The sequence below is a fragment of the Bacteroides sp. Marseille-P3684 genome, assembly GCF_900291465.1.
Taxonomy (GTDB): Bacteria; Bacteroidota; Bacteroidia; order Bacteroidales; family Bacteroidaceae; genus Phocaeicola_A.
Window position 1 is genome coordinate 985,026 of the sequence record NZ_LT985808.1, and the last position, 11,651, is coordinate 996,676.

6 protein-coding genes are annotated in these 11,651 nt (G+C 58.5%); all 6 read left to right on the forward strand.

The window, feature by feature from the left end; genetic code table 11:
- The first annotated feature begins 2 nt into the window (after positions 1-2).
- The 6 genes from C8275_RS03790 to C8275_RS03815 all read left to right on the forward strand — a co-directional run bounded on the left by C8275_RS03790 (position 3) and on the right by C8275_RS03815 (position 11,611).
- Positions 3-2,819 carry a SusC/RagA family TonB-linked outer membrane protein gene (locus C8275_RS03790; protein WP_106484158.1) on the forward strand — a complete coding sequence of 939 codons (2,817 nt, stop codon included), beginning with the start codon at positions 3-5 and terminating at the stop codon, positions 2,817-2,819.
- 24 nt (positions 2,820-2,843) lie between these two features.
- Positions 2,844-4,598, forward strand: coding sequence for a RagB/SusD family nutrient uptake outer membrane protein (locus tag C8275_RS03795; protein ID WP_106484159.1), 1,755 nt, complete (start codon positions 2,844-2,846; stop codon positions 4,596-4,598).
- Between the two features lie 35 nt (positions 4,599-4,633).
- On the forward strand, positions 4,634-5,674 hold the full coding sequence (locus C8275_RS03800; RefSeq protein WP_106484160.1) for a DUF5627 domain-containing protein: 1,041 nt from the start codon (positions 4,634-4,636) through the stop codon (positions 5,672-5,674).
- Between the two features lie 90 nt (positions 5,675-5,764).
- Positions 5,765-7,999 carry an endo-1,4-beta-xylanase gene (locus tag C8275_RS03805; RefSeq protein WP_106484161.1) on the forward strand — a complete coding sequence of 745 codons (2,235 nt, stop codon included), beginning with the start codon at positions 5,765-5,767 and terminating at the stop codon, positions 7,997-7,999.
- A 103-nt stretch (positions 8,000-8,102) separates the two neighbouring features.
- The gene (locus C8275_RS03810; protein WP_106484162.1) at positions 8,103-9,746 is read left to right on the forward strand and encodes a glycoside hydrolase family 30 beta sandwich domain-containing protein; all 1,644 of its coding nucleotides are present in this window, start codon (positions 8,103-8,105) and stop codon (positions 9,744-9,746) included.
- Positions 9,743-11,611, forward strand: coding sequence for a sialate O-acetylesterase (locus C8275_RS03815; protein ID WP_234395697.1), 1,869 nt, complete (start codon positions 9,743-9,745; stop codon positions 11,609-11,611). Before C8275_RS03810 ends, C8275_RS03815 begins: the two co-directional genes overlap by 4 nt.
- The last annotated feature ends 40 nt before the right edge of the window (positions 11,612-11,651 follow it).

Below are 11,651 nucleotides of genomic sequence, written 5' to 3' on the forward strand. Positions count from 1 at the left end.
CAATGAAAAGAAAGTATCTACATATTGGCTGTACGATGTCCGGCATGTTGCTCTGTGCGACAGGAGTCTGGGCACAAGAACAGCAAGACAGCCTGGTGAACGTGGCATTCGGCAAGATTGCGCGCGAAGACCTGACGACAGCCGTCTCGACGGTCAACACATCGGAGCTGCTCAAGAAGGTGAACAGTACGAACAGTCTGGTGGGGCTGGACAGCTACATCGGCGGATATACCGGAAACATCTGGGGACAGGAACCGCTGGTGCTCGTCGACGGGGTACCCCGTAGCGCAAGCAACGTGCGGGCTTCCGAGGTGGAGAGCATCACCGTCATGAAGGATGCAGCCGCCGTCGTACTCTACGGCAGCCGTGCCTCGAAGGGAGTGGTCCTCATCACGACCAAGCGCGGCAAGAACGAGCCGATGCGCATCGACGTGCGTGCCAATGCCGGTATCAATGTGCCGAAGGCATACCCCAAATACCTGGATTCCGACTGCTACATGACGCTGTACAACGAAGCTTGCCGCAACGACGGACTCCCCGAACGTTATGACGCTTCGACCATCTATTATACGAAGCTGGGTACGAACCCTTACCGCTATCCGAACATCGACTTCTACAGCTCCGACTACCTGAAGAAGGCGTATTTCAACACCGATGTGACAGGAGAGGTGACGGGAGGTAACGAGCGCACGCACTACTACCTGAACTTCGGCATGAACTACAACAACGACTTGCTGAAGTGGGGCGAGGCGAAGAACAACTCCGACATGACCTTCAATGTGCGTGGAAACGTCGACATGCAGCTCGCCAAGTGGCTGAAGGCGACAACCAATGCCGCCGTGGTCTACACCAACCAGTACGATGGCCGCGGGGACTTCTGGGGAGCCGCTTCGACACTCCGTCCCAACTGGTTCGCTCCGTTGTTGCCTACCGACATGATGGACCCCAACTCGTCGTCCATCCAGGAATACATCACCAACAGCAACCACCTCATCGACGGCAAGTACCTCCTGGGCGGTACATCGGCAGACCTCACCAACCCGTTTGCGGACCTGCTGGCTGCCGGATACATAAAGGAGAAGTCGCGCATGTTCATGTTCGACGTGGCACTTGAAGCCGACCTCAGCTCCGTGCTGGAGGGACTCTCGTTCCGCACGGCATACAGCGTGGACTACACCTCTTATTATTCAGAGGCGTTCAATGAGACATACGCAGTCTACGAGCCTACCTGGGCACAAGTGAACGGGAAGGACATGATTGTCGCCCTCAACAAGCACAATAACGACCAGAAGAACCCCAACGAGTACGTCGGCAAGTCGATGTATGACCAGACGATGACGTTCAGTGCGCAGTTTGACTACAACCGTACGTTCGCCAACCTCCACAACGTGTCGGCCACCCTCCTGGGATGGGGTTACCAGACACAGAGCTCTGCCGACGAGAATCACGAGAGCAGTGACTATCACCGCACGAGCAACGTGAACCTGGGCTTACGTGCCGCCTATAATTACGACCATAAGTACTACGCCGAGTTCGGCGGTGCCGTCGTGCATTCCGCCAAGTTGCCCGAGGGTAACCGCAACGCCTTCTCGCCGTCAGTGAGCCTGGGATGGCGCATCAGCCGGGAGGACTTCTTCCGTGACAATGTATCCTGGATCGACGACCTGAAGCTCACTGCGTCCTACGCCAACCTGCATCAGGACCTCGACATCGAGAAGTATTACATGTACGAAGGCTACTTCTCCAAGACCGACGGTATGTACCCGCAGTGGCACGACGGAACGGCAGGCGGTTGGACACCGACGTCCAAGCAGGGTACGAACCTCGACCTCGACTTCATCACCCGCCAGGAGTTCCGTGTGGGCATCGATGCCACACTTTTTGACCGTTTCCTGCGTTTGAACGCCAACTACTTCCATCAGGATACGAAGGGCCTGCTCACCCAAGGTTCGTCGACGATGTTCCCCTCGTTCTTCCAGGGCAGCACGAACAATACCTTCCTCCCGTGGATCAACTACAACGAAGACCGTCGCAGCGGGTTTGACTTCTCGCTGAGCGCCAACAAGAAGATTGGTGAGGTCGACGTCACGCTGGGATTCTCGGGCATGTACTTCACCTCGCAGGCGATGGTCCGCGACGAGATGTACGATGAGGCCTACCAGGAACGTGCCGGACGTCCGCTCGACGTGTCCTTCGGTTACATCTGCGACGGTTTCTTCAACTCGCAGGAAGAGATTGACAACCATGCCCGCCAGACGTTCGGTACGGTACGTCCCGGTGACCTGAAGTACCGCGACATCAACGACGACAACGTCATCGACAGCAAGGACCAGGTGGAACTCGGCAAGAACGGTTGGGCAGCACCTCCCTTCTCCTTCGGTCTGAACCTGACGCTGAAGTACAAGGACTTCACCTTCTTCGCCATGGGTACGGGACAGACAGGCTCCGTCGACTTCAAGAGCAGCTCGTACTATTGGAACCGCGGCACGAGCAAGTTCTCCGAGGTAGTCTGGGGACGTTGGACCGAGGAAACCAAGGAGACGGCGACCTATCCGCGTCTGACCACCACCAACGGAGACAACAACTACCAGACCTCCACGTTCTGGATGTACAAGCGGAACTATTTCAACCTGAATCAGGTGCAGCTCACCTACGACTTCCCCGAAGATACTTTCAAGGGTACGTTCGTACGCGACCTGAGCGTCTACTGCGGCGGCTCCAGCCTGCTCACCATTTCCAAGGAGCGCAAGCACATGGAACTGAGCACGGGAGTCCCCAACTGCCGCAACTTCTACCTGGGCTTCAAGGCTGCCTTCTGATTCCTCACGACAAACTAGCAGAATATGAAAAAGACTATATTACTTTTAATGGCGGGTGCCTTCCTTGCTGCCGGGTGTGACGACCTCTTCGAGCCGGCGATTGAGAACCACCCCGATATCGAGCAACAGATGCACGACGACCCCGAGTACGCCCGGGGAATCCTGCATAACGTCTATAGCATGCTCCCCAGTTGCTACGACAACAGCGAGTATGCCACCGATGACGCCGTGACCAACCAGTCGTCGAACGTCTTCCTCCAGATGGCGACCGGTGCATGGACCAACACGTCCTACAACCCGTTGAGCCAATGGAACAACGCCTACAACGCCCTCCAGTACATCAACCTCTTCCTGGAGAACGTCGACGAGGTCCGCTGGTCACAGGACGACCCTGAGATGAACGCCCTCTTCGCACGCCGTCTGAAGGGCGAGGCATACGGGCTCCGCGGCATGTACTACTACTATCTGTTGCGTGCACACGCCGGGTTCACTGCCGAAGGTGAACTGCTCGGTGTGCCCCTCATCAACGAGTACCTCACCACCACGTCGGACTTCAACATTCCCCGTGCGACCTATCAGCAATGTCTGGAGCAGGTGTACAGCGACCTTTCACAGGCGGAGCAGCTTCTCCCGTGGGAGTACAACGACGTGTCCGCCGTCCCGGAGGGATTCCAGGACCTGACGACCGACGCCAGCAAGTATAACAATGTCATGGGTGCCAAGGCACGCCAGCTGTTCAACGGACTGATAGCCCGCGCCTTCCGTGCTCGTATGGCACTCCTTGCCGCCAGTCCCCTCTATCAGGACCCCTCCAACAACGCCACGTGGGAAGACGCTGCGAACGCAGCAGCCGACATCATCGACTACAAGGGCGGAGTGGGAGGCCTGGCAAACGACGGGCTGGAATACTATTCGCCCTCAATCGTCAACAGTGCCGACGACGGCAACAACCCTGCTGAAATCCTGTGGCGTAGCGGACGTTCGAGCAACAACACCCAGGAGTCGCAGAACTTCCCGCCCAGCCTCTATGGCACCGGATACATGAACCCCTCGCAGAACCTTGTGGATGCCTTCCCCATGGCAAACGGATATCCCATCGACCACAGTGCAGGAAACTACAACGAGGTCGCTCCCTACGCCAATCGGGACCCGCGTCTGGCGAAGTACATTATCTATAACGGAAGCACCATCAGCGAGAAGGGCGTCACCATCAACATCGTCAACTCCAGCACCGATGGCATCAACGTCACCGAGAACCGCTCCACCCGCACGGGTTACTACATGCGCAAACGTCTGCGTATGGACGTCAACTGCAACCCTGCAGCCACTTCCAACCAGCCGCACTATGACCCGCGCATCCGCTTCACGGAGATGTATCTCGCCTTTGCCGAAGCTGCCAACGAGGCATGGGGCCCGAAGGATGCCCGTCGCGGTTACTCCGCGTATGACGTTATCAAGAAGATCCGTCAGCGTGCAGGCGTCGGCGGAACCGATGATCCCTATCTGGAGGAGTGTGCCGCCAGCAAGGAACGCATGCGTGCCCTCATCCACAACGAGCGCCGTCTGGAGATGTGCTTCGAGAGCGTCCGCTTCTGGGACCTGCGCCGCTGGAAGGAGAACCTCAACGAATCGGTCTACGGCTTGCAGTGGAACGGCAACGGCTACGAACGCATCCTGGTGGAGGAACGCTCCTACGAGGACTACATGTACTACAGCCCTGTGCCCAACTCCGAGATTCTCAAGTTCAGTAACCTGAAGCAGAACCGTGGCTGGGAGTAACCCTACTATCATCACTCACCATTAACAACAGACTTATGAAAAAGAACATACTTTACTCCGGACTGGCAGCCCTGCTCCTCTCGTTCACCGCGTCCTGTGAAAGCTCGGACAACGAGTTTCCCGACTTCGACTACCAGACGGTTTATTTCGCCAACCAGCTTGCCATGCGCACCATCGAGCTGGGTGAAGATGAATTTGTCGACAATACCGGCGACAACGAACACCGCTTCTCCATCAACGCTGCCTGGGGCGGCGGATACACCAACCGTCAGAACGTCATCATCGACTACGTGGTAGACCCTTCGCTCTGCGACAGACTCTACTTCAAGGGAACCGACACCCCTCTGACCCTCATGCCGGAGTCGTACTATGAACTGGGCAACCCGAGCCAGATAGCCATCCCCCGCGGAGAAATCAAGGGCGGTGTGGACGTCTACCTGACCGACGCCTTCTTCGCCGACGAGAAGTCGGTCACCGACTACTATGTCATCCCCCTGCGCATGACTCATGTTGAGGGAGCCGACTCCATCCTCATGGGAGCAGCCGGTGTGGAGGACCCCATGCTGACCAACAGCGGACACTGGAACATCCAGCCGAAGAACTACGTGCTCTATGCCGTGAAGTACGTCAATCCCTATCACGGTGAGTACCTCCGCCGCGGTGTCGACCAGGCGGTCATCAACGGGGTATCGTCGACCATCGTCCGTCATGAAGAATATGTGGAGAACGACGAGACCGTGCAGCTCACCACGAAGAGCCTGACCGGAAACATCCTCACGCTTTCGACAAAGGATCCCTCCAACAACATTTTCTTCTACAATATACGTCTGGACTTCAAGGACGACGGCAGCTGTGAGATATCTTCCGCCTTCGACAACGCCGAAGTGACGGGACAAGGCAAGTTTGTCAAGGACGGCGAGAAGAACAGCCTCGGCGGCAAGGACCGCGACGCCATCTACCTCGACTACAAGGTGAACTTCACGCACCTGAACATGAGCCTCGCTACCCGCGACACGCTGGTGCTCCACACCCGCAACGTGGTCGGTGGAAAGACGTTTGAGATAGACATCAAGTGAAGTGAGTGACCCCGCTTCCTCTTCCGTCCGCCTCTCACACCGGCGGACAGGGGACGGGGGCGCCATGCAAACCCATTAAAACAAAGAGACATGAAACATATCAGCAATAAGCTAATCGGATTCGCCCTGCTGTCTGCAGCAGTGGTGGCATGTACCGATGAGTACGACTGCAATCTTCAGCTGGAGAAGCCGGTCGACGCCGAAGTCAGCGAGTACCTCGCCAGCTTCGACCTGCTCAAGACTTACATTACACGCACTCCGGAATCGCCGTTCCAGCTCACTTCCAAAGTGTCGGCTTCGGAGTTCGGGACTCGTGAGGTGGCATTCAGCACCATCCTGAACAACCTCGACGGTGCCGATGTCGATGGCTCGTTCAGCACCGCCTCCTGTCTGCAGGACAACGGCAGCTACAGCGTGGTCGACATGAAGTCGGCGGCAGAGGTGGCACAGGAAGCCGGACTGTCGCTCTTCGGCGGAACGCTCTGTTCCGACCAGGGACAGTGCGCTTCCTACTACAATTCCCTCATCGAGCCGGTCATCATCCCCTTCGTGCCTGAAGAGGGGAGTATCGTGGTGGCTGACTTCGAGAAGGACGCCCTTGGCACTTCATACCCCTTGACGGGGGCGGGCGCCAGCTCCGTGGTGGAAGACCCCGACGGCAACGGTAGCAAGGTGCTCCGTCTGGGGGACGAGACCACCGGTTTGAGCTACTCTCACCCGAAGTTCACCGTGACCCTTCCCGGTGGAGCTACGTTGGGCGACTGCTCCAGCCTGAAGCTCGACATGCGCATCATCGACCAGTTCGGTATCTATGGTGCCGGTATGAGAGTCTTCATCAACGGGACGGAACTGGCCGTCAGCAACAGCAACGGCGGCGTGAATGCGCAGGGCTTCGGCTGTAACCCCAATACATGGAACCGCAGTGCGAAGATTCAGTTCCTGAGCAGCAACGAGACTTACGGCAACTCGCCGGCTGTCATCATACCCAAGAATCTTGAAGGACTGACGACCTTTGAGCTGGGCGTGGGAACCGCCTCCGGCGATGCCCGCTACTACATGGACAACGTGACGCTCGACTACATGTTGCCCGCCGAAGGCAGCACGATGATTGACTTCGAGAGTGATGCCGCAGGTACGCAGTATCCGATGACTAACGGCAATCAGGCAGTGGTCGAGGACGACCCCACCGGGACGCACGGCAAGGTGCTCCACGTCGGTACGGCTTCCTCGTTGTGCAGCTACACGTACCCGACCTTCCACGTGAAGTTGAAGGACGGACGTACGCTGGGCGATTACACGGGCGTCTACCTGGAGATGTTCCTCATCGACGGGAAAGGCAAGTATGGTTCCGGTATGCGTATCGTCATCAACGGGCAGGAGTTCAACTGCGGCATGGGACCGGCTCATCTCGGTGCTCCCGACAATGCATGGGGACGCATCTACATCCCCTTCGTCCTGGACGGCACGTCCGGTAACGGACAGATCGGCATACCGTCATCGATGAAGGACCTGACGGAAGTGGACATCGCCGTAGGGTCCGGCTCCGGTGAGTGGCACGCCTACATGGACAACATCGACTTCCGCTGGAAGGCGGACGACCAGGTCATCGAGAAGACCCCCGAAGAGAAGAAGGACATCTTCACCGGCGAGCTGCGCACATGGATAGGTGCACTCATCGATGCCGGCGGTGAGACCGTCAAGGGATGGAACGTCATCGGTGAACCACTCAGCAAGACGAACGACGCCAACACCTTCCACTGGGGCGAGTACCTCGGGGAGACCGAGTACGCGCAGACTGCCGTCCGGATGGCACGCGACACCGCGAAGACCGACCTCGACCTCTTCGTCAGCAACACCTTCAGCCAAAGCGAGAACCTCACGCAGAAGTTCGACGAGCTGGATGCGCTGGTGAAGACCTGGGAGGCGGACGGCGTGACGAAGCTCGACGGCTACAACATCCTGCTCCACGCCACTTACTCCAAGGATGCAGCCACTCAGGAGGCAAACCAGGAAGCCATTGTCGCACTCTTCACTCGCCTGGCTGAGAGCGGACGCCTCGTACGCATCTCCGACTTCACCGTGCAGGTGCTGGATGAGAAGGGCAATGCCATCACGACCGCGCAACGCTCCTTCGAGGACGAGATGCTCGGGGCAGACTATGCCGCCTTCATCCTCAAGAAGTACTTTGAGATTATCCCCGCCGCCCAACAGTACGGCATCTCCTTCTCCCGCCTGACCGAGGGCAACGACGCTGTCCTCTGTCCGTGGAGTTCCGGTTACAACCGCACCGGCATGTACGTGGGCATTATTGACGGACTGAAATAACAACTTGACTCTCGCAGGCACAGGCCGCAGCTGACCCGTGACGGAGCACCGGGCGGCGTCAGCTGACGGCTTGGACTTGCGGCGGTCGAATAACAGCAAGACTATGAAATCGTATACCTTTAAACTGTGTTGGCTTCTGATGGGACTGTGCCTCGCGTGGGGCTGTTCCGATGACGACGACAACGTGATGAACACCGGTGAGCGCGAAGGCTCATACGCGCTCTTCCTGAAAAACGAACTGCAAGTCTCCGGTCATGCCGGGACGACCATGGCGGTGGTACAGTGGTCCGAAGCCGAATGGGAAATCTCCCTGGGCGAGGGCGACCTCGTGACAGCAGTCTCTCCCATGTCGGGAGGTGCCGCTACCGACCTGCACCAGAACGTCCGCCTGAAGATTGACTATAACGTCAACGGCGGACGCGAAGCCAAGTCGCAGGTCCTCCACCTGACGAACAAGACCACCGGCGAAGTCAGCGACCTGACCATCCGTCAGGGACTCGCCTATGAAATCACGGCACTCGACATCGATGCGTCCGTCCGTCATCAGCCTGTGGTCGGCTTCGGAGGCATGTACAACCCGAAGATATGGACCGGCAGCAATGTGCTGAGCACCGAAGATATGAACACCCTCTACGGTCCCGGCGGACTGGGTTACTCCGTCCTCCGCCTGATGATTTACCCCAACGAAGCCGATTGGAGCACCGACGTCGCAGCTGCCAAGCTCGCACAGGAGAACGGCGCCATCGTCTTCGCCTGTCCCTGGGTCGCACCCGATGCGCTGACAGAACTGGTGAAGGTGGGCGACAATGACGTTCCCCACCTGAAGGCGGAGAATTATGCCGCCTATGCGGACCATCTGGTGAAGTACATTACCTATATGCAGGCAAACGGGGTCAATTTGTACGCAATCTCTGTACAAAATGAGCCTGACATGGAATTTATGACGTGGACTCCGGAAGAATTGCTTACCTTTGTCAAGCAGTACGGTGCGAAGATCCGTGCCACAGGCGTCAAGCTGATGGCTCCCGAGGCATGCGGCACCTCGCCCGACTTCACTGACCCCTTTATCAACGATGCCGAGGCATTCGCCCAGACCGACATTGTCGTAGGTCACCTCTATCAGGGCTTCATTAACACCGCCCAGGCGGGATACGAGAAAGACCGCCACGACTATGTGTGCGGACTCTACTCGCGCATCGGTGGCAAGACCTGGTGGATGACCGAGCACCTCTTCAATGACGGGGAGACGGAGACTGACCCCGCCTTGTGGCAGTTCCGTACGTGGGACTACAACCTCACCCACCTGGGCAAGGAAATCCACATGTGTATGGAAGGCTATTGCAGCGCTTACGTGTACTGGTACCTGAAACGCTTCTACGGCATGTTGGGGGACAGCGACCAGCGCAGTCCGGCAGGCGAAGGCGAAGTGACGAAGAACGGGTATATCCTGGCACACTACGCACAGTACGCCACCGGCATGACCCGTATCGGAGCGACGTCGGACAACTCGTCGGTGATGGCAACCGCCTATACCAACGAGGCTGGCAGTGAAGTCACCATCGTGCTGCTCAACCTCTCGACCGACACCCAAAGCGTGGAAATCCCCCTGAGCGGAGCTACGGTGAAGGAGGCGGTGGAGACCGATGCGGACCGTAACATGGCACCGGCAGAGACGGGCAAGACCGACACCGGCATCTATGTCATGGCAAACGCCAACAGCATTGTATCAGTCAGACTAGCATTATGATAGTAAAGTATGTTCTCACTTGGCTGTTCGTTGCGGCACTCTGCGTGCCGCAACTTTCAGCCAAAGTGCGGTTGCCACGGCTGGTGAGCGACCGCATGGTTTTGCAACGCGATACCGAGCTGGACATCTGGGGTTGGGCAGACCCCGGTGAGAAAGTGACGGTACGCTTCCAGGGCCGGCACTACGACACCGAGACAGGTGCCGACGGGTGCTGGCATGTTCTGCTTCCTCCACAACAGGCGGGCGGCCCGTTTGTCCTGGAGGTCAATGAAATCGTGATACGCGACGTGCTCGTGGGCGACGTGTGGCTCTGCTCGGGCCAGTCGAACCAGGAGACTCCCATCGCGCGCCTCACGGACAAGTTCCCTGAAATCAACGTGTCCAACAACCACATGATCCGCCACTACAAGGTGCCCACACAGGACGTCAAGGGTGAACTGCGGGAAGAGATAGCCGGCAATGCCGGCTGGCACTCGGCCATTGCCTCCGATGTAATGAACTGGACGGCTTTGGCCTATTTTTTTGCGCAGGAGGCCTACGAACACACCCATGTGCCGGTAGGCATGCTGGTCTCCAGCCTGGGCGGTTCCGCCATCGAGAGCTGGATAAGCCAGGAACACCTGAAGGAGTTCCCGCAGCTGCTCGTCGACCAGGCTGCCTTTGACAGCCTCAAGCTCGCGCGGCAGGACCGGGGCGCCGGTCGCTGGCAGCTGCCGGAGTGCGACGACAGCGACTGGGCGACCATGACCGTCCCCGGCTACTGGCGTGAGAACGGGGCGGACATCCGCGGTACGGTCTGGTGCCGCAAGACCTTCGACGTACCCGCCTCGATGGCAGGACGGCACGCCCGCCTCTACATGGGCACGATGGTCGACAGCGACTCTGTGTTCGTCAACGGCACCTTCGTCGGCTTCACTTCCTACACCTACCCTCCGCGAAAGTATGACATCCCTGCCGGCGTGTTGCGCGAAGGGAAGAACGTCATCGCCGTCCGCCTCACGGCAAACGGGGGCAACGGAGGCTTCGTGAAGGACAAACGCTATGCCATCGTGGGCGACGAGGCGGAAATCGACCTCACCGGCACGTGGCGCTACAAGACCGGCATCGACCAGAGCGAGGTGCAACGCCTCTCGGCACGTCTGGCGAACCTCGACCGCACCGGCTCGGGACTCTACAACGGCATGATATACCCCATCCGGCACTACCGTGTCAAGGGGGCGATATGGTATCAGGGAGAGACCAACGCGGGCAATCCCGCCCCGTACGCCGACTACCTGAAAGCCCTCATCACCAACTGGCGCGAGCTGTGGCAGTGGCCCGACATGCCCTTCCTGCTCGTGCAACTCCCCAACTTCATGGAGAAGAAGGACCGTCCGACCGACAGCGGCTGGGCACGCATCCGCGACGCACAGTTCCGCACGGCGCTCTCCGTGCCGCACACCGAGCTGGCTGTGACCTATGACGCAGGCGAGTGGAACGACATCCATCCGCTCGACAAGAAGACCGTGGCGCACCGTCTCTTCCTGGGAGCACGACGCCTTGTATACGGCGAGAAGGTCAACGCCTCCGGTCCGCTCTACAAGGACATGCAGGTCGACGGCGACCGGATTGTCCTCTCCTTCACCGAGACGGGACGCGGACTGGCATGCCGTGGCAAGGAGCTGAAGCACTTCGCCATCGCCGGCGAAGACCGCAAGTTCGTGTGGGCGAAAGCCGTCATCCGCGGCAACAAGGTCGTGGTGAGCAGCCCCGAGGTGAAGCATCCCGTAGCCGTCCGCTACGCCTGGAGCGACAACCCCTCCGACGCGAACCTCTGCAACAAGGATGGCCTCCTGGCATCACCCTTCCGCACGGACAACTGGTAAAGGCTGACGCTACGAACTTATAAACCCTTAAACTCATATC